Origin of the sequence: Sphingopyxis sp. YR583 (assembly GCF_900108295.1) — a bacterium.
Taxonomy (GTDB): Bacteria; Pseudomonadota; Alphaproteobacteria; order Sphingomonadales; family Sphingomonadaceae; genus Sphingopyxis.
Genome location: NZ_FNWK01000005.1, coordinates 80,204 through 98,324 on the forward strand (window position 1 = coordinate 80,204; position 18,121 = coordinate 98,324).

The following is an 18,121-nucleotide window of genomic DNA, read 5'->3' on the forward strand; positions in this document are numbered from 1 at the left end:
GGCCGGCTCAGAACGGCAGCTTGAAACCCGGAGGGAGCGGCAGGCCGCTCGTCATCTTGCCCATTTCCTCGTTGCTCGCCGCATCGGCCTTTTCGCGCGCATCGTTGAACGCGGCGGCGAGCAGGTCTTCGAGCATCTGCTTGTCCGAGGGAACCATCAGGCTGTCGTCGATATGGATCGCCTTGATCCGGCCTTTCGCGGTCGCGGTGATCTTCACCAGTCCGCCGCCCGAGACGCCTTCGACCTCGACGCTGTCGAGCTTCGCTTGCGCCTCCTGCATCTGGGCCTGAACGGTCGCGGCGGCTTCCTGAGCCGCCTTCATCATTTCTTCGATCGATTTCATGGGTTCGACCTATGGCGATTGTCGTCGTCCTCGACAAGCCTCGCGTCGGGAAAAGCGGCCAAAGCGGCCTTTACGACGGGCAATTCGCGGATTCGCGCATCATTATCGTCGAGCTTCGCCTGGCGCACCTGTCCAAGGCTCGGGCGCGCGTCCCCCTCGCCCGCGCGAACCTGCCAGCGGCTGCCGGTCTGGCCCAGCAGCGCTTCGCCGAGCCGCCGCGCAAAATCGCCGTCTAGCGCGGGGGCCGGCGCATAGACCAGCAGCCCCGGTTCGAGCTCGATCAGCCTGACGTCGTCATAAACTTGCCGTGCAAGCTGATGATTACCCGAGCTTTCGAGAAGCTGGTGGATCTGCGCAACCGTCAACGCCGAAGCCGGCGTCTCGGCGACAGGCGCCTCCGCAGCAGCATCGGGTGACGAGGCCATGGCCGTTTCGCCAGCCGGAGCGGCGGGTGCGACCATCGGCGTCACCGGCACCACACCCTTTTCGAGCAACTTCGCCAGTTCGCCGGGGTCGGGCATCGATGCGGCGTAGATGACGCGCAGCAGCAGCATCTCGAGATGTTCGAGCGGATTGTTCGCGCGCAGCACCTCGTCATGCCCCTTGAGCAAGAGCTGCCAGAGGCGGTTCAAGGGCGCGAAGCCAAGCTTTTGCGCCCAGTCGCCGATTCGTTCGCGATCCGATGCGGCAAGTGCGGGATCGTCGTGGCGCGAGACCTTGGCGAGCGTAATCGCGTGCGTCAGGTCCATCAGCCCGCGCACCATCGCGACGGGTTCGATGCCGAGCGCATATTGGGCACGCGCCAGATCGATCGCGCCACCCGCGTCGCCGTCGAGGATCGTCGCCATCAACTGCGTAATCGCTGTGCGATCCGACAGCCCCAGCATCGTCCGCACCTGATCGGCGCCAATCCGGCCGCCGCCATCAAGGTCGGCGTGCGCGATCGCCTGGTCGAGAATCGAGAGACCGTCGCGCACCGAACCCTCGGCGGCATTGGCAATCAGCCAGATCGCCGGCGCCTCGCCCTCGACGCCCTCTTTCTGCAGGATCGCGCTGAAATGCGCGAACAGCATGTCGGGGGTGATGCGGCGGAGATCGAAGCGCTGGCAACGCGACAGCACCGTCACCGGCACCTTGTTCACTTCGGTGGTCGCGAACAGGAATTTGACGTGCGGCGGCGGTTCTTCGAGCGTTTTCAGAAGCGCGTTGAAGGCGTTACGCGACAACATATGCACTTCGTCGATGATGTAGATCTTGTAGCGCGCCGACACGGCAGCATAGCGCACCGCCTCGATAATCTCGCGCACATCGTCGACGCCGGTGTTCGATGCGGCGTCCATCTCGATCACGTCGATGTGGCGGCCCTCGGTGATCGCGCGGCACGGTTCGCACACGCCGCAGGGATCGATCGTCGGCCCGCCCTGCCCGTCGGGCCCGATGCAGTTGAGCGCCTTCGCGATCAGGCGTGCGGTCGAGGTCTTGCCGACCCCGCGCACCCCGGTCATCAGAAAGGCGTGCGCCAGCCGGTCGCGCGCGATGGCGTTGCCCAGCGTCTTCACCATCGCGTCCTGTCCGATCAACTCGGCGAAGGTTTGCGGGCGATATTTGCGGGCCAGGACGCGGTACGGGCCGCTCGACGCGGGGGGAGCAGGCGTCTCCGGCAGGTCCATACCCAGCATCGTCGGTTCGTCGTCGGCGGAATCGCTCATGGCCCCGTCTTAGGGGCTCGGCTTGCCTTTGTCGAAAGCAAGATGCACCTTAGCCCGATGTTTCGCGACACGGACAAACTCGACCGCCTGTACGACCGCGCCGTGCATATTCAGGCGGGGCTGCGGAATGGTTTTTGTGCGCCCATATTCCGTGCGCTCGCGATCCGGAATTACGGCCATGGACAAGTGCTGTTGGCATGCGACTTCACGGTCGAAAAGATGCGCGGCAATCACCCCGCATCGTCGGCTTACTGGTATCGGAAAGCCTGGCGAAGCGGCAACGCGAACGCGGCCCAGCATATGGCAATGAACTGTTTCGCGGCAAATGATCTGCAAGGCTATCGGCGCTGGCTGCGCCGCGCCGCGCGGTTGGGTGATACGGAAGCGGCGTTCGAGCTTGGCAAATTTGCAACCCGGCTGCCCTACACGCGCCTTCGCGCGATCCGGCGCATTCGCCCGGAGTACCGGCGCAAGAACGGGAATGCCCATTCGTTCGAAATGTGGTGAAGGTGGAAGCCGGAACGACCCGCGGCGAATTCGTTGCGGCTGCTTCCTTCCGGACCTGACCGGGTTGGCGAAGACCACGTCCGCCCGACTTCCGCGGCGCATATGGCGGCGGATGCAGCGAAATGCAAGCGGCCTGCTCAGTCGGGCAGGTCGGTCACAGTAATTCGCGTCGCTTCGGCGATGATCGCGCTGGCTGCATCGCCCTTGACGGCGGGGCGGTCGAGATAGACGGCGATCACATATTTCCTGCCGCCCGGCGTCTCGACAAAGGCGACGTCATTATACGCGTTGCCGCACGACCCGGTCTTGTCGCCGGCGATCCAGCCTTGCGGCAAGCCCGCACGGATTCGCTTGAGCCCCGTCTGGCTTTCGATCATCCAGCCGCGCAATTGCTTGCGATATTCAGGCTGCAGCCGATTTCCGTAGACATAGGATGCGGCGCTTGTCGCCATCGCGATCGGGCTGGTGGTATCGCGCTCGTCGCCGAGCGCATTTTCGTTGAGTTCGGGTTCGTTGCGGTCGAGCCGCGTCACGCTGTCGCCTGCACGGCGCAGCGCGGCGGTGAAAGCAGACGGGCCACCGATCTGCGTCAAAATCAGGTTCGCTGCGGTGTTGTCGCTGAGCACAACGGCATCGCGCGCCGCGAGACCGAGCCGTTGTTCTCCCCTGCCGTCAGGCCCGAGCAGCCTTTCGGTGCCCGGCGAATAGGAAACAAGATCGGCGCGGGTAAACGCAAGTGGCGTGCGTAGCGATACGCCTTTCGCGGCGCGTTCGAGTAGCTGTCCCGCAAGCAGGAGCTTGAAAGTCGAGCACATCGCAAAGCGTTCGTGACCGCGACCGGCCGACACCAGCCTCCCCCCGCCATCGACCACGGCGATACCCAGCCGGCCGCCGCTGCGCCGTTCGAGGTCGCGGATCGCCTTCGCCGTGATCACCGAATCGCCCAACGGTTCGCCGGACGTGGCCGCACAACCCGCAAGCGCGACCATCGCGACGCCTGCGAGAACCGCCCGCATCAGCGCGGCCCCTGCATGTTGCGGCTTTCCGCCGGGATGTGAACGGTGAGGCCTTCGAGATCAGGCGTCAGCACGATCTGGCACGACAGGCGGCTCGTCCGGCGCACCCCGGCGGCGAGGTCGAGCATATCCTCCTCCATCTCGCTCGCGGGCGGCAGACGGTCGAAATCCTCTTTTGCGACGATGACATGACAGGTCGAACAGGCCATCTGCCCCTCGCACGTCCCCTCGAGCGGCATCATATGCGCCTGCGCGACATCGAGCAGGATCGAACCCGGCACGGCTTCGGCCTCGGTGCGCTGCTTGCCGTCGGCGTGGACGAAGGTGACGCGCATCAGTCCACCCCCTGCAAACGCGCGGCGTCCCTGATCGCCTGAAGCCCGCCGCGTACCTGCTGCTCGCTGGTATATCGCCCCCAGCCGAGCCGGATCGAGGCGCGCGCATCGGCTTCGCTGACGCCCATCGCGCGCAGTACATGGCTGACCTTGCCCGACCCGCTGCCGCACGCGCTGCCGAGCGAAAAGGCGACTTCGCGGGCGTCGGACATCAGGCGAAGGCCGTTCACCCCCTCGCGCCGGACGTTGAGATTGCCATGGTAGCGGGAGCCCGCATCGCCATTGATCGTCCATTCGGGCAGCATGTCGAGCGCGAGCGACCAGAGCCGGTCGACATGCTCGGCGTCGGCATCGAACCGGTCGGCCGCGAGTGCGGCGGCGGCACCGAAACCGGCGCAGAGCGCGGGTGATACGGTGCCCGAACGCATCCCCTGCTCCTGTGCGCCGCCGAACATCAGCGGCGGCAGGTCGACACCGTCCTTCACCCACAGCGCGCCAATGCCCTTGGGACCATGGATCTTGTGCGCCGAGACGGCTATCAGGTCGGCGCCCTCGGGGATGGCGACGCGGCCATAGCCCTGCACCGCATCGCAGAGCAGCAGGCTGTTCTTCGCATGCGCGGCGGCGGCGAAATCGGCGACCGGCTGGATCGTCCCGACCTCGTTGTTCACGAGCATCGTCGCGACGATTCCACCGTCGGGGATCAGCGCATCGTCGGGCGCCAGCGCCAGCCCTTCGCCGTCGACCGGCAGGATATGCGCGTTCAGCCGCTCGAGGCATTGCAGCGCTGCCGCATGTTCGATGCTGAGCCCCGCGACGCCGCCCGGCATCGCCTCGGCCCCGCGCAGCAAAGCCCAGTTGAGCGCCTCGGTCGCGCCCGACGTAAAGAAGACGCGCCCGCCCTTCGGCAACAGCGCCACGACCTGATCGCGCGCGACCTCTACGGCGGCTGCGGCGGCGCGGCCAGCTTTGTGCGTGCTCGACGGATTGGCGAAGCCATCGTCCGCAAGCCAGCGCAGCATCGCCTCGCGCGCTTCGGGAGCAAGCGGCGTAGAGGCTTGATAATCGAGGTAAATCATCGAACGAGAGAGTCCTTATTGCGAACGATTCGCAAAAGTTGCATGTTGATACCTATTTTCTATATAGGCGCCATCTTCGCTCCGCCACCCCGCCCCTCGGCGAATCACTGGCAAGCTCACGAAACATGGAAGGTGCTTTGATGCCCGACGTTATTTTCCCCGGCCCCGAGGGCCGCATCGAAGGCCGTTTCTCGCCCCCGCCGCGCCCGCGCGCGCCGCTCGCGCTGATCCTTCACCCGCACCCGCAGGGCGGCGGCACGATGAACGACCGCATCACGCAGGCGATGTACAAGAGCTTCGTCGCGCGTGGCTTTGCAGTGCTGCGCTTCAACTTTCGCGGCGTCGGCCGCAGCCAGGGCACGTTCGACAATGGTATCGGCGAACTCTCCGATGCCGCATCGGCGCTCGACTGGGTCCAGTCGATCCATCCCGAGGCGCAGACCACCTGGGTCGCGGGCTTCAGCTTCGGCGCGTGGATCGGAATGCAGCTTTTGATGCGTCGCCCCGAAATCCGCGGCTTCCTATCGGTCGCGCCACCGGCGAACATGTACGACTTCAGCTTCCTCGCGCCCTGCCCCTCGTCGGGCATCATCGTCGCGGGCGGACAGGACGAGATCGTGCCGCCGAGCGCGGTGCAGAAGCTGGTCGACAAGCTGCGCACCCAAAAGGGCATCACGATCCATCACGACGAAATCCCGCGCGCCAACCACTTCTTCGAGCATGAACTCGACCAGTTGATGAAGTCGCTGGATAACTATCTGGATATGCGGCTCGCGCCCGATTCGCCGATCCGCTGACGAAACCCTCCTCCCTGTCGCGGCGCGATGGGGAGGATTATTTTATCGGCACCAGCCAGATCGTCACATTGGCGAACATCACCAGCGCAGCCACGAACATCAGCAGCGCGCGGCGACGGTCGCCCTTGCGAAAAACGATGACGGCGCCGCCGGTCAAAAGCACACCGGTCAGCATCAGGATGGAGATGATCGTGTCGGACATGAGGCGGCTTTATCGGGGCCGTCACAAATTTGCCACCTCGCTTATGGCCAATCCGTGCGGCTTCGCCTAAAGGGCCGACATCGATTCCCTTAGACCCCGCGGGAGCCGCACCATGCGCATCGCCATCGCCTCCGACCACGCCGCTTACGAGCTGAAAGCCGTGCTTGCCGACTGGCTGCGCGAACAAGGGCACGAGGTCGAGGATCTCGGCACCAACGGCCCCGAAAGCGTCGACTATCCCGATTATGGCTACCGGCTCGGCGAAGCGATCGCCGACGGCCGCGCCGAAAAGGGTGTTGCGCTGTGCGGATCGGGCATCGGCATTTCGATCTCGGTCAACCGCAACCCCGCCGCGCGCTGCGCGCTCGTTTCCGAACCGCTGTCAGCGAAGCTGTCGCGCGAGCATAATGACGCCAACGTCATTGCGATGGGCGCGCGCCTGACCGGCATCGACATGGCGAAGGCTTGCCTCGACGCCTTCCTGACCACCGACTTTGCCGGCGATCGCCACGCGCGCCGCGTCGACAAGCTTTCGAATCCGCCTCAACTGGAGACCAGCCGATGACCACCGAAACGCTCGACAAGCCCATCAAATCGGCCGGCTATTTCACCGACGGCGTCGACAAGGTCGACCCCGCCGTCGCTGCGGCGATGAAGCATGAACTCGACCGCGAGCAACATCAGATCGAACTGATCGCGTCGGAGAATATCGTCTCGAAGGCGGTACTTGAGGCGCAAGGCAGCGTCTTCACCAACAAATATGCCGAGGGTTATCCCGGTCGCCGTTATTATCAGGGCTGTGCGCCGTCGGACGAGGTCGAGACGCTCGCGATCGACCGCGCCAAGCAGCTCTTCGAGTGCGGCTATGCCAATGTCCAGCCGCACTCGGGCGCGCAGGCGAACGGCGCGGTCATGCTCGCCCTGACCAAGCCCGGCGCGACGATCATGGGCATGAGCCTCGACGCCGGCGGGCACCTGACCCACGGCGCGGCGCCCGCGATGTCGGGCAAATGGTATAATGCCGTGCAATATGGCGTGCGCCCTGACGATCATCTCGTCGATTTCGACCAGGTCGAGGCGCTGGCGAAAGAGCATCGTCCGACCCTGATCATCGCGGGCGGTTCGGCGTATCCGCGCACGCTCGACTTCGCGCGCTTCCGTGCGATCGCCGATGACGTCGGCGCATTGCTGATGGTCGACATGGCGCATTTCGCAGGCCTAGTCGCCGGCGGCGCGCACCCCTCGCCGATGGAACATGCGCATGTCGTCACCACGACGACGCACAAGACGCTGCGCGGCCCGCGTGGCGGCATGATCCTGACCAATGACGAGGCGATCGCGAAGCGCATCAATTCGGCGGTCTTCCCGGGCCTGCAGGGCGGCCCGCTGATGCACGTCATCGCCGCCAAGGCCGTGGCGTTCGGCGAAGCGCTGCGCCCCGAGTTCAAGGATTACGCCAAGGCGACGATCGCCAATGCGCAGGCGCTCGCGAACCGGCTGAAGGCGCGCGGCGCCGACGTCGTCGCGGGCGGCACCGACACGCACCTTGCACTCATCGACCTTCGCCCGCTCGGCATCACCGGCCGCGACGCCGATGAGGCGCTCGAGCGCAGCGCGATCACCTGCAACAAGAATGGCGTTCCCTTCGATCCGCTTCCGCCGGTCAAGACCAGCGGCATCCGCGTCGGATCGCCCGCCGGCACGACGCGCGGCTTCGGCGTCGCCGAATTCGAGGAAATCGGCGACATGGTCGCCGACGTGCTCGAGGCGCTGCGCGACAAGGGCGAGCATGGCGACGCCGATGTCGAGGCGAATGTCCGTGGCCGCGTTCGCGCGCTCTGCGAACGCTTCCCCATTTATCAGGGATAAGGCGATGGCGCGGCAGCACCCCGAGGAACCGACGCTGGTGGAGGTGACGATTGAAGAGGTCAAGGCGATGGGCAAGCAAGGCATGGCCCACCCCTCGACGCGCCCTGTTCTGACCGGCGGCGTTGTCGGGGCGATCGCCGGCGCCGTGCTGCCTGTCGTTTCCTGGCCGGTCGGCCTGTTCGCCGGGGCCGCGATCGCACTATATTCCAGGGTGAAACGCTAACCGATGCGCTGCCCCTATTGCGGACATGAAGACAGCCAGGTGAAGGACAGCCGTCCGACCGAGGACGGCGCGGCGATTCGCCGCAGACGCCAGTGCGAGGATTGCGGCGCGCGCTTCACGACCTTCGAGCGCATCCAGCTGCGCGAGGTTGCGGTGCTCAAGGCCGATGGCGGTCGCGAACCCTTCGACCGCGAGAAATTGATGCGCAGCGTCCAGATCGCGTGCCGCAAGCGGCCGATCGACGGTGCGCGGATCGAACGACTGGTCTCGGGCATCCAGCGCCAGCTCGAAACCTCGGGCGAAAGCGAAGTCCACGCGCAGCAAATCGGCGCAATGGTGATGGAAGCTCTCAAAGGCTTCGACAACGTCGCCTATATCCGCTTTGCCAGCGTCTATCGCGACTTTACCGAAGCCAAAGATTTCGAGGAGTTCGCGAGCCAGGTTGGCGATCTCGGCAACGGCTAGGCCCGACCTGTCGGACACGATATCCTTTGGGACAGGATTGTTCCACCACGCCTCATATTGCGCTAGGCGCGGCCCAAATTTAGACTGGCTCTTGAGCCTTGCTGCATTCGCTTACGAGGGCGGGAGTTTTTCATGATCGTTCATCTTTTTGCGCTGATGATTTCGGCCGCCACTCCGATCGCGGCGCCCGGAGAAACAAACGAAACGCCACCTGCGCCGAAAGAGAAGCTGATCTGCACCAAATCGGCCGTCACGGGTTCGCCCGCCCGTTCGAAGCGGGTGTGCCGGACGCGCGTGCAATGGGAAGCGGAAAAAGAGGAGGCTCGCAAGGATTACGAGCGGACCCGCGCACCTCAAACGCGCAATTCGCACTGACGCGGCCGACGGTCATCCAGAGTCCCGCTATGCAAAAGCCCATCATCATCCTTGTCCGCCCGCAGCTTGGCGAGAATATCGGTAAGGCCGCGCGCGCGATGCTCAACTTCGGGCTGACCGAATTGCGCCTTGTCGCCCCGCGCGACGGCTGGCCCAATCCCGACGCGGGTCCGGCGGCGTCGGGAGCCGACGTCGTGCTGGCGGAAGCGCGCGTTTTCGACACGCTGGCCGACGCCGTCGCCGATTGCACGACGATCTATGCGACCACGGTGCGCAAGCGCGGCGTGACCAAGCCGGTCCTTACGCCCGAGGCAGCCGCGCGCGAGGTTCACGCCAGCGCGGGCCGCTCGGCCTATATCTTCGGTCCCGAACGGTCGGGGCTCGAAACCGACGATGTGACGCTGGCGCACAAGATCGTGACCGTGCCGATCAATCCCGAATTTGCGTCGCTGAACCTTGCGCAGGCGGTGATCCTGCTCGCCTATGAATGGTCAAAAGGGGTTGTCCTCGCGAGCCCGCCCGAAGTGCCGCTCGATCCGCCCGCACCGCATGCCGAACTCGAGGAATTTATCGGCCACTTGGTGCGCGATCTCGACAAAAGTGGCTATTTCTTTCCGCCCGAACGGCGCGAAATGACGCTCCGCACCCTGCGCACCGCACTGACCAAGACGGGCTGGTCGCATAACGATATCAGGATGATGCATGGGATCATCACGTCGCTCGGCCGGACACCGAGGCAGCGATAACGCCGCCATATCCTCAGCCGGTCAGATTTCGGCGCGCAGGCGGTCCCAGCGGACCGCTTCATAGGCGATCGATTGCTCGACCAGCTCGTTCCACACCGCGCGCAGCCGGTCGGGCTCCAGCCCCGCCGCAATCGCTTCCTGCGCGACATTTTCGAGAACCTGCGCCTTGCGCGCCTCGTCGCGGACGGCGCCGCGATCGGGCTTGATGCGCGCAGCGGCATCCATATAGCCGAAACGGCGGACGAGCAGCGCGACGAGCGCGCGATCGACCTCGTCGACCCCGGCGCGGACATCGATCATCGTTTCGCACTGTTCGGGAGTTTTGGCGGACGTCATGCGCGCTGCCTTTAGCGGCTTTTTCGCCGCTGTCGAGCGGGTGGCTCGATACTTGACTTTACGCGGCGGCCCGTCTAACCGCGCGCCTTCGCAATGGACCCCGCACCCCGGTGAAGCGGCGGTCGCATATGGAAATCTCCATATGGTGCGACCCGGGACACGCCGAAATCCTTCGGCACACAGCATATTGGAGACGACATATGTCGAAGCGCCAGAGCGCCAAGTATAAACTCGACCGCCGGATGGGCGAAAACATCTGGGGTCGCCCGAAGAGCCCGGTCAACCGCCGCGAATATGGCCCCGGCCAGCACGGTCAGCGCCGCAAGGGCAAGATGTCGGACTTCGGCATCCAGCTCCGCGCGAAGCAGAAGCTCAAGGGCTATTACGGCGACATCACCGAAAAGCAGTTCAAGAAGAACTATTTCGAAGCGTCGCGCATGAAGGGCGACACCGGTCAGAACCTGATCGGCCTGCTCGAGCGCCGCCTCGACGCCGTCGTCTACCGCTCGAAGTTCACCCCGACGATCTTCTCGGCACGCCAGCTCGTCAGCCACGGCCACGTCTATGTGAACGGCGTGAAGTGCAACGTCGCGAGCCGCCTCGTGAAGCCGGGCGACGAAATCACCCTCGGCAAGAAGGCGCAGGAAATGGCGCTGGTTGCCGAAGCGCAGAGCCTGCCCGAGCGCGACCTGCCCGAATATCTGGCCGTCGACGGCACCAAGTCGACCTATGTCCGCGTTCCGACGCTCGACGAAGTGCCCTATCCGGTGAAGATGGAACCGAACCTGGTCGTCGAATTCTATTCGCGCTGATCGAGCTCGCTATCGAATTCAAAAAAGGGGCGGTCCGGCAACGGGCCGCCCCTTTTCATTCAATGCGGCAGGAATGCCGAAATCTTGCGCAGCATATCGGTTCGCGCCTCACCGGTTTCGAGGCTGTGCGCGAGTTCGGGATATTCGACGAGTTCAACGCGCTTCCCCGAACTTTCCAGCGCCCGGCGCATCGTTCGCGCCTGAGCGACATCGACATTCTGGTCGAACGTGCCGTGGAACATCAGCACAGGTGCCTTGATCGCGCCCGCATTTTGCGCGGGTGACCCTTCGCGGATATGCGGTCCCGCGCCGATGAACCTGGCGTTGATCCGGCCCGAACCTTCGCGACTGGCCTCGACCTTGAGCTGCTGCAGATCGGTCACCGGCGCGATCGCGACGATCGCCTTGAACAGGTCGGGCGCGATGACGCCGGATTGCAGCGCCGCATATCCGCCATAGGACCAGCCGACGATCGAAAGCTTGCCCAGGTCGGCGCCCTCGCTCGCGGTCAGCCAGCGCCCGCCGTCGGTGATATCGCCCATCGCGGTCTTCCACGACTGGAAGCCGTTGTTCTGGTACCATGCATCGCCATAGCCCGAAGATCCGCGATAATTGGGCTGCAACACGGCATAGCCGGTCTGGGCGAAATATTGCGCCAGCCAGTCGAAACCCCATTCGTCGCGCGCCGAAGGTCCGCCATGCGGCATCACAATGGCGGGGAGCCCCTTTGCGTCGCTGCGCCCCGGGGGAAGCGTCAGATATCCGGGAACCATTGTCCCGTCGGCCGCCGGATAAGTGATCGCCTTCACCGGCGACAGGGTCGTTCCCGATAATTGGTCGCGCGAGAAGAGGAGCGGGCGCAGTTCCTTCGCCTTCGGCGTATAAAGAAAATAGGCGCCGGGATCGGTGTCGGATTCGGTACGGATGAGATAGCGGCTCTCGTCGGCCGACGCGTCCGTGACGACGACCGGCTTGCCGCCGAGCGCCTTCGATAACGCGCCGGTCATCTTCGCCAGCGGCGCGTCGGTTATCACGGCTTTGCGCTGATCAGTCGCAAAGGACACGCCGACAATCCGGCCGTTGCGGCCTATTCGCATGATCTCGTCGACGTCGACTTCGGGATGTGCGTAGATCGTGCTCGTCGCGCCGCTGCCGTCCAGCGCCATGGCGATCACCGCCTTGCGGCCGTCGACCTTGCCGAATCCGTAGACGCGGTTCGTCGCAGCATCGACCGCCGCCGGTTCGAAACCATCCCCGGCAACGACATCGGTCTGCGAAAGCAACTGCCAGGAACCGCCCTCCTTTGGACGGAAGAAGAAACGTATCTTCGGATCGAATTGCCCGGTGCTGCTCAAATAGCCCTGTGTCGCCATGATCCGGACGTTGCCCTGCCCGTCCGACAGATAGGAAATCGCGTCGCGGTTGGGCGTCACGACGCGGCGGGCCGTCGTCTTGATCGTATCGACGCGATCGACGCCAAGACCTTCGTCGCGTTCGGCGATGCGCGTGTTCATACTGCTTTCGGGAACATAGCTTCGCGTCATCAACAGCGAGCCATTGGCGGTCGACGACCAGTCGACGACACTGCCCCCACGAAAATCGGCGTAGAGCGACCGATGACTGCGGCGCTTGCTGAGCAGGCGCAAATTGCCGCCATCGGCGTCGATGGCGATGATATTGGTCGCCCCGAGAATCTCGCCATTAACTTCGTCGCGAATGAAGGTCTGACAGGCAAGGCGGGTGCTGGTCACCCATCCGCACCAACTGAGATTGCCGCTCTCCTTGCCGTCGCTCGACAGGATATTACGGGGTTTGGCTCCGTCGGCGGTATCGACGATATAGAGGCTGCGCGTCGCGCCCCCACCTTGCTCGATGAATGCAAGGCGATTGCCATCAGGCGAAAGGCTGACATCGAGGATCGATTCGAGCGCGCCGAAGCGCGCCGCATTGTCGGCCTGCTGCGCATGCAGGGCACCGATCGGCAGCACGCCTGCAAGCGCCAGCGCCGATACGCCGGCTCCCGTCCACTTCATTGAAATCATTCTGTTCCCCCCGGAAGAGCAATGCCGATCAGACTGCGCATCGCGGGGAAATTTACAAGCGGTTTCAAACGGCGGCGGCGCGGAAGGCTCCTCTTCTTGCATCGACCCGGCGCGGCTGGCACAAGCCCGCGGTCGAATACGAAAATCCGAGGAACTTCCATGCTTCGTTTCCCCCGAACAACCGCAGCCCTTGCGGTGCTTTTGACCGTTGCCGCGTGCAACAGCTCCGATAAGGCAGCGACATCCGCCGTCGCAATCCCTGATGTCCAGATCCCCGAGCTGTCGCTCGCGACGCTGCAGGAAGTGACGAAGGAATTGTCGTCGGACGCCTATGAAGGCCGCGCACCTGGCACAGCGGGCGAGGAGAAGACCGTCGCCTATATCATCAAGAAATATGAGGAAGCGGGGCTGAAGCCCGGGAACAACGGCAAGTGGACGCAGGACGTGCCGCTGGTCGAGATTACCGCGAAAAACGCGACCCCGATCAGCTTCACCGGCGGCAAGACGCCGGTCACCGCGCAATATGCCAAAGACTATGTCGCGTTCAGCTGGCGCGTCCAGCCGAAGACCGAAGTCAAGGACAGCGACGTCGTCTTCGTCGGTTACGGCATCAATGCCCCCGAAAAGGGCTGGAACGACTATGCCGGGCTCGATGTGAAGGGGAAGACCGTCGTCGTCCTCGTCAACGATCCCGACTGGCAGACCAAGGAAGCCAAGGGCGAATTCAACGGCCGCGCGATGACCTATTACGGGCGCTGGTCGTATAAATATGAGGAAGCCGCGCGCCAGGGCGCTGCCGCCGTGCTGATCGTCCACGACACCGAACCCGCCGCCTATGGCTGGAACGTCGTCGAATCGAGCAACACAGGCACCCAATATCTTGCCGAAAGCAAAAATGGCGGCGCCGACCAGACCGTCGCCAACGGCTGGATCCAGCTTCCGAAGGCCAAGGAACTCTTCGCGAGCGCCGGACAGGATTTCGACAAGCTGCGCGCCGCCGCGGGCAAGAAGGGCTTCAAGCCCGTCGCGCTCACGGGCGTGAAGGCGAACTTCGGCTTCGACAATGAAATCGCGAAGAAAATGTCGCGCAACGTCATCGGTGTGCTGCCGGGCGCCAAGCGTCCCGACGAATATGTGCTCTATACCGGCCATTGGGATCACCTTGGCCGCTGCACGCCGGTCGCGGGCGACGACATCTGTAACGGCGCGGTCGACAATGCGAGCGGCATCGCCGGTCTCGTGACGCTGGCGCAGGCGTTCCACAAGGCGGGCGCGCCCGATCGCAGCATCGTCTTCCTTGCCGTGACGGCAGAGGAATCGGGCCTGCTCGGTTCGAAATATTACGCCGAAAACCCGATCTTCCCGCTCGCGCAGACCGTCGGCGGCGTGAACATGGACGCGCTGAACGCGATCGGCCCGGCAAAGGATATCGTCGTCGTCGGTGGCGGCAAGTCAGAGCTCGACGCCTATGTCGAAAAGCTCGCGAAGATGGAGGGCCGCACGATCAAGGCCGAACCGACCCCCGAAAAGGGCTTCTATTATCGGTCGGATCATTTCAGCTTCGCGAAGCTCGGTGTGCCGATGTTCAACTTCGGCAGCGGCGACGAGCTGGTCGAAGGCGGCGTCGAAGCCGGCAAGAAGGCGGCCGAAGACTATGAAAAGAACCGCTATCACGCGCCGGGCGATGAATATGAGGCGATCACCAACTGGGGCGGCATGATGTCCGACCTCCGCCTCTATTACGCCGCGGGCCGCATGCTCGCGATGACCGACGCATGGCCGAACTGGGTTGAGGGCGACGAATTTCGTGCCGCCCGCGACAAGTCGCGCGCCGGCAAGTAACGACGACAACCGCTCCTCCGCAGTTGCGGGGAGCATCATGTTCCGGCAATCCAGAATGGCAGTAGTCATTCTGGATTGCTGCGTTCTGGACGAGTTGATCGATGTCACGGGCATCGACGCAAAGGACTATCACGCGATGACCCACCGCATGCCCGCCGAATGGGCACCCCACGACGCCGTCTGGATCGGTTTTCCACATATGGTGGACGAATGGTCGGGCCAGATCGATGCCGCGCGGCGCGATATCGCAGCCTTCGCCAACGCCGTCCACGACGGTGGGCGTGGCGAAAAGGTGCATCTTCTCGTTCGCGACCATGACAATGCCGACATTGCCGAGACGCTCGTCGATGAGGGCGTGCAATTGTTCGTCGTTCCCTTCGGCGATATCTGGCTGCGCGACACAGGCCCGATCATCGTCGGCGCCGGCACCCGGCGCGAGGCGCGCAATTTCGACTTCAACTGGTGGGGCAACAAGTTTGTGATGCCCGGCGACCGTGAGGTCGGGGCGATCCTCGCCGCGCACGCGAACCTGCCGACGCAGCACCTAGACTGGGTGCTCGAGGGCGGCGGCATCGACGTCGACGGCACCGGCCTGTGCGTGACCACCGAGGAATGCCTGCTCAACACGAACCGCAATCCGGCACTGACGCACGAGGATATCGCGGCGCGGCTGCACCAGTCGCTTGGGATCGACCGGATTTTGTGGCTTGGTAACGGGCTGGTCGGCGATCACACCGACGGCCATGTCGACAATCTCGCGCGCTTCGTCGGCGAAGGGCGCCTCGCGCTGCCCGTCGCGGCGGGATCGGATGACCCCAATGCGCATATCTATGCCGATGCCCGCGCCCGCGCCGCAGCGTTCGGCGGGATCGAGATCGTCGACCTCCCCTCGCCCGGCCGCGTGGAGATCGACGGCGAGATCGCGGCGGCGAGCTATATGAATTTCTATATCGGCAACAGCACCGTGGCGGTGCCGACCTATGGCGTTCCCAACGATCAGGCCGCGGTCGAAACGCTCTCCGCGCTTTTCCCCGATCGCCGCGCGGTCGGCGTGCCCGCGCGCGGCATCATTGTCGGCGGCGGCAGCTTCCACTGCTCAAGCCAGCAGCTTCCGGCCTAGTATCGGGCACGAAGCCCCTTATATTCCGGCTCGATTCTAAGCTCACCACGGACCCGCCCATGACCCGCACCATCACCGTCGCCGCGTTGCAGCTTCCCCTGCCCGGCCACGTCCAGCCCAATATCGACGCCGTTACCGCGCTCGTCGAGGAAGCGGCGGCAAAAGGCGCGCAGATCGTCCTGCCCCCCGAACTCTTCGAAGGCCCCTATTTCTGTCAGGTCGAAGAAGAAGCGCTGTTTGCGACGGCACGGCCGACCGCGGAACACCCCAGCGTTATCGCGATGCAGGCGCTCGCCGCAAAGCTGAAGGTCGCTATCCCGACCAGCTTCTTCGAGCGCGACGGGCACCATTATTACAACACGCTCGCGATGATCGGCCCCGACGGCGCGATCATGGGCACGTATCGCAAGAGTCACATTCCCGACGGTCCGGGGTATGAAGAGAAATATTATTTCCGCCCCGGCAACACCGGCTTCAAGGTCTGGGACGTCTTTGGGACGCGCATCGGCGTCGGCGTCTGCTGGGACCAATGGTATCCCGAATGTGCGCGCGCGATGGCGCTGATGGGTGCCGAGCTGCTCTTCTATCCGACCGCGATCGGCAGCGAACCCTATGACGCCGATCTCGACACCAGCCGCATGTGGCGCCGCGCGATGCACGGCCATGCCGTGTCGAACTGCATGCCGGTGATCGCCGCGAACCGCATAGGGGCTGAGGGTGATGCCAATTTCTATGGCCACAGCTTCATCACCGACGAATGGGGCGACATGACGCAGGCGTTCGGCGCCGCGGAGACGGGTGCGCTGATCGAGACGATCGACCTCGACCGCGCCGCGAAGCACCGCGCCGGCATGGGCTTCTTCCGCGATCGCCGGCCGCAGCTCTACGGGCGGCTGGTCGAAGACATCTGATCGCCAGCAAAGGGAGCAAGCGATGGAATTACCCGAGGACATTTTCACCGAGCCCGAGGATGTCGATCCTGAAACGCTCGCCAATCTGGGCCCACTCGCGCGGCTTGCGGGGATATGGGAAGGCGAACGCGGGGTCGACGTCAATCCGAAGGCCGACGGCCCCGAAACGCGCAAATATTACGAGCGGATCGAGATGCAGCCGATCGACCCGCAGGCGAACGGCCCGCAACTATTCTATGGCCTGCGCTATCATCAGCAGGTCAACACCCGCGAGGAAGACATAACCTTCCACGATCAGGTGGGTTACTGGCTTTACGAAGTGTCGACCGGGCTGATCATCCAGACTTTGGCGATCCCGCGCGCCCAGATCGCGATCGCGTCGGGCCATGCCGAACCCAACGCGAGGCAACTCGCCGTCAAGGCGGAGCGTGGGCAGACCGAATATGGCATCTGCTCGACAAGCTTCCTCGATCTCGCCTTTCGGACCGACAGCTACGAATTGACGATCGATTTTCACGACGATGGATCGTGGAGCTATGTCTCCGACACAATGCTCATGGTGAAGGGCCGCGACGAACTGTTCCGGCATCGCGACCATAACCGGTTGACCAAGATCGCCGAACCCGACCTCAACCCCTGGGCCAAGATCGTCCGCGGCGCGGCTTGAGCCTCAGCCTTCGAAGCGGTGGATGCTCTCGAGGTCGGCGCGGTCGAGCGGCTGCGTCAACCACAGACCGCCACGCCCGGCGCGCGACCAGCGAACGATCGCGCGGCGCTTGACCCCGCCGGCGAGCACGAGATCGAATTCCTTGCCGACCTCCAGATGCCCGTCGTGGATGAAACCGGCGCCGTTCTGCGACAGGTCGACGAGTTCGATCTGGCTTGTGCCCTCATCGTTGATCGCCTGCGCCTTGGTGCTGACCGGCAGGCGCGGCTGGCGATAGCCCGTCCCGCGCTGTTCGGCCGCCAGTTGCTTCAGCACATCGGCGACGTCGACTTCCTTGTCGAAAGACACACCGCAGCGGCCCGCGTCGGACCACACGACTTCACCGCGGATCACAACCGTATCCGACAGCGAAATCTCCAGCTTTTCGCCGACGCTGATCGGCACGTCGGCCGCGAGCATCATGCCCTTGTCCGAAATATTGCGTACCCGCCACAGCCCCGCGTCGCCGTTGCGGACGATCTTGGCGATCCGCCAGACCGTGCGATAGCGATCACCGCCACGACGATCGCCGTCGGCTCCGCTGTGCTGTTCCTCTACCGGATTGGAGAGGGGACGTTGGTTCATGTCATATACCCTATCGAAGCAGCACGGAACGGAAGCATAACTTCCTATCTATACTGCAAAATACACAATCCCCACCTTGTCGCATTACTTGAATCAGGCCC

General features: G+C 64.0%; 22 protein-coding genes and 1 other RNA gene. 13 read left to right on the forward strand and 10 right to left on the reverse strand.

Annotation, left to right across the window (positions count from 1 at the left end; genetic code table 11):
• Positions 1–7: 7 nt before the first annotated feature.
• Both BLW56_RS19305 and BLW56_RS19310 read right to left on the reverse strand, forming a co-directional pair.
• Positions 8–343, reverse strand: coding sequence for a YbaB/EbfC family nucleoid-associated protein (locus BLW56_RS19305; RefSeq protein ID WP_062181825.1), 336 nt, complete (start codon positions 341–343; stop codon positions 8–10).
• Positions 340–2,052: a DNA polymerase III subunit gamma/tau gene (locus BLW56_RS19310; RefSeq protein ID WP_093512788.1), complete on the reverse strand. Its 1,713-nt coding sequence runs from the start codon at positions 2,050–2,052 to the stop codon at positions 340–342. Before BLW56_RS19310 ends, BLW56_RS19305 begins: the two co-directional genes overlap by 4 nt.
• Positions 2,053–2,109: 57 nt before the next feature.
• On the opposite strand from BLW56_RS19310, the gene BLW56_RS20740 reads away from it, so the two are divergent.
• Complete coding sequence (locus BLW56_RS20740; protein WP_093512790.1) at positions 2,110–2,559, forward strand: hypothetical protein; 450 nt, start codon at positions 2,110–2,112, stop codon at positions 2,557–2,559.
• On the opposite strand, the gene ffs is transcribed toward BLW56_RS20740, so the two are convergent.
• The 4 genes from ffs to BLW56_RS19335 form a co-directional block, all read right to left on the reverse strand.
• Positions 2,558–2,655, reverse strand: an RNA gene (ffs, locus tag BLW56_RS19320) — signal recognition particle sRNA small type. The two genes, BLW56_RS20740 and ffs, sit on opposite strands and share 2 nt — an antisense overlap.
• Positions 2,656–2,696: 41 nt before the next feature.
• Positions 2,697–3,575, reverse strand: coding sequence for a class A beta-lactamase (gene bla, locus BLW56_RS19325; RefSeq protein ID WP_093512791.1), 879 nt, complete (start codon positions 3,573–3,575; stop codon positions 2,697–2,699).
• Positions 3,575–3,910, reverse strand: coding sequence for a 2Fe-2S iron-sulfur cluster-binding protein (locus BLW56_RS19330; RefSeq protein ID WP_177176046.1), 336 nt, complete (start codon positions 3,908–3,910; stop codon positions 3,575–3,577). Before BLW56_RS19330 ends, bla begins: the two co-directional genes overlap by 1 nt.
• The gene (locus tag BLW56_RS19335) at positions 3,910–4,989 is read right to left on the reverse strand and encodes a cysteine desulfurase family protein (RefSeq protein WP_093512793.1); all 1,080 of its coding nucleotides are present in this window, start codon (positions 4,987–4,989) and stop codon (positions 3,910–3,912) included. Before BLW56_RS19335 ends, BLW56_RS19330 begins: the two co-directional genes overlap by 1 nt.
• A gap of 140 nt (positions 4,990–5,129) precedes the next feature.
• On the opposite strand from BLW56_RS19335, the gene BLW56_RS19340 reads away from it, so the two are divergent.
• Entirely contained in the window at positions 5,130–5,786 is a 657-nt protein-coding gene (locus tag BLW56_RS19340) for an alpha/beta hydrolase (RefSeq protein WP_093513109.1), read from the forward strand.
• A gap of 37 nt (positions 5,787–5,823) precedes the next feature.
• Here the strand turns inward: BLW56_RS19340 and BLW56_RS20710 are convergent, their stop codons facing one another.
• Positions 5,824–5,988 (reverse strand): hypothetical protein, encoded by a 165-nt coding sequence (locus tag BLW56_RS20710; protein ID WP_177176047.1) that lies wholly within the window; start codon positions 5,986–5,988, stop codon positions 5,824–5,826.
• A 112-nt stretch (positions 5,989–6,100) separates the two neighbouring features.
• Here BLW56_RS20710 and rpiB point away from each other — a divergent pair, with 112 nt between their 5' ends.
• From rpiB to BLW56_RS19370, 6 genes are all read left to right on the forward strand, one after another.
• Positions 6,101–6,553 carry a ribose 5-phosphate isomerase B gene (gene rpiB / locus BLW56_RS19345; protein WP_093512795.1) on the forward strand — a complete coding sequence of 151 codons (453 nt, stop codon included), beginning with the start codon at positions 6,101–6,103 and terminating at the stop codon, positions 6,551–6,553.
• Positions 6,550–7,857 carry a serine hydroxymethyltransferase gene (gene glyA, locus BLW56_RS19350; RefSeq protein WP_093512797.1) on the forward strand — a complete coding sequence of 436 codons (1,308 nt, stop codon included), beginning with the start codon at positions 6,550–6,552 and terminating at the stop codon, positions 7,855–7,857. Before rpiB ends, glyA begins: the two co-directional genes overlap by 4 nt.
• A 4-nt stretch (positions 7,858–7,861) precedes the next feature.
• Complete coding sequence (locus BLW56_RS19355) at positions 7,862–8,080, forward strand: hypothetical protein (RefSeq protein ID WP_093512799.1); 219 nt, start codon at positions 7,862–7,864, stop codon at positions 8,078–8,080.
• Positions 8,081–8,083: 3 nt separating this feature from the next.
• Positions 8,084–8,545 carry a transcriptional regulator NrdR gene (gene nrdR, locus BLW56_RS19360; protein WP_093512801.1) on the forward strand — a complete coding sequence of 154 codons (462 nt, stop codon included), beginning with the start codon at positions 8,084–8,086 and terminating at the stop codon, positions 8,543–8,545.
• 132 nt (positions 8,546–8,677) lie between these two features.
• Positions 8,678–8,920, forward strand: coding sequence for a hypothetical protein (locus BLW56_RS19365; protein WP_093512803.1), 243 nt, complete (start codon positions 8,678–8,680; stop codon positions 8,918–8,920).
• A 29-nt stretch (positions 8,921–8,949) separates the two neighbouring features.
• Positions 8,950–9,666, forward strand: coding sequence for an RNA methyltransferase (locus tag BLW56_RS19370; protein ID WP_093512804.1), 717 nt, complete (start codon positions 8,950–8,952; stop codon positions 9,664–9,666).
• Between the two features lie 21 nt (positions 9,667–9,687).
• On the opposite strand, the gene BLW56_RS19375 is transcribed toward BLW56_RS19370, so the two are convergent.
• Complete coding sequence (locus tag BLW56_RS19375; RefSeq protein WP_093512806.1) at positions 9,688–10,002, reverse strand: chorismate mutase; 315 nt, start codon at positions 10,000–10,002, stop codon at positions 9,688–9,690.
• Positions 10,003–10,202: 200 nt separating this feature from the next.
• Here BLW56_RS19375 and rpsD point away from each other — a divergent pair, with 200 nt between their 5' ends.
• Positions 10,203–10,814, forward strand: coding sequence for a 30S ribosomal protein S4 (rpsD, locus tag BLW56_RS19380; RefSeq protein WP_062181860.1), 612 nt, complete (start codon positions 10,203–10,205; stop codon positions 10,812–10,814).
• 59 nt (positions 10,815–10,873) lie between these two features.
• Here the strand turns inward: rpsD and BLW56_RS19385 are convergent, their stop codons facing one another.
• Complete coding sequence (locus BLW56_RS19385) at positions 10,874–12,856, reverse strand: S9 family peptidase (protein ID WP_218140562.1); 1,983 nt, start codon at positions 12,854–12,856, stop codon at positions 10,874–10,876.
• Between the two features lie 159 nt (positions 12,857–13,015).
• On the opposite strand from BLW56_RS19385, the gene BLW56_RS19390 reads away from it, so the two are divergent.
• From BLW56_RS19390 to BLW56_RS19405, 4 genes are all read left to right on the forward strand, one after another.
• The gene (locus BLW56_RS19390) at positions 13,016–14,698 is read left to right on the forward strand and encodes a M28 family metallopeptidase (RefSeq protein WP_093512810.1); all 1,683 of its coding nucleotides are present in this window, start codon (positions 13,016–13,018) and stop codon (positions 14,696–14,698) included.
• A gap of 136 nt (positions 14,699–14,834) precedes the next feature.
• A complete protein-coding gene (locus BLW56_RS19395) occupies positions 14,835–15,818 on the forward strand; it encodes an agmatine deiminase family protein (RefSeq protein WP_093513111.1) in 984 nt (327 codons plus the stop codon).
• Between the two features lie 59 nt (positions 15,819–15,877).
• Positions 15,878–16,729, forward strand: coding sequence for an N-carbamoylputrescine amidase (aguB, locus tag BLW56_RS19400; RefSeq protein WP_093512812.1), 852 nt, complete (start codon positions 15,878–15,880; stop codon positions 16,727–16,729).
• Positions 16,730–16,751: 22 nt separating this feature from the next.
• Entirely contained in the window at positions 16,752–17,396 is a 645-nt protein-coding gene (locus BLW56_RS19405; protein WP_093512814.1) for an FABP family protein, read from the forward strand.
• 3 nt (positions 17,397–17,399) lie between these two features.
• Here the strand turns inward: BLW56_RS19405 and BLW56_RS19410 are convergent, their stop codons facing one another.
• Entirely contained in the window at positions 17,400–18,020 is a 621-nt protein-coding gene (locus BLW56_RS19410) for a PilZ domain-containing protein (RefSeq protein WP_093512816.1), read from the reverse strand.
• Between the last annotated feature and the right edge of the window lie 101 nt (positions 18,021–18,121).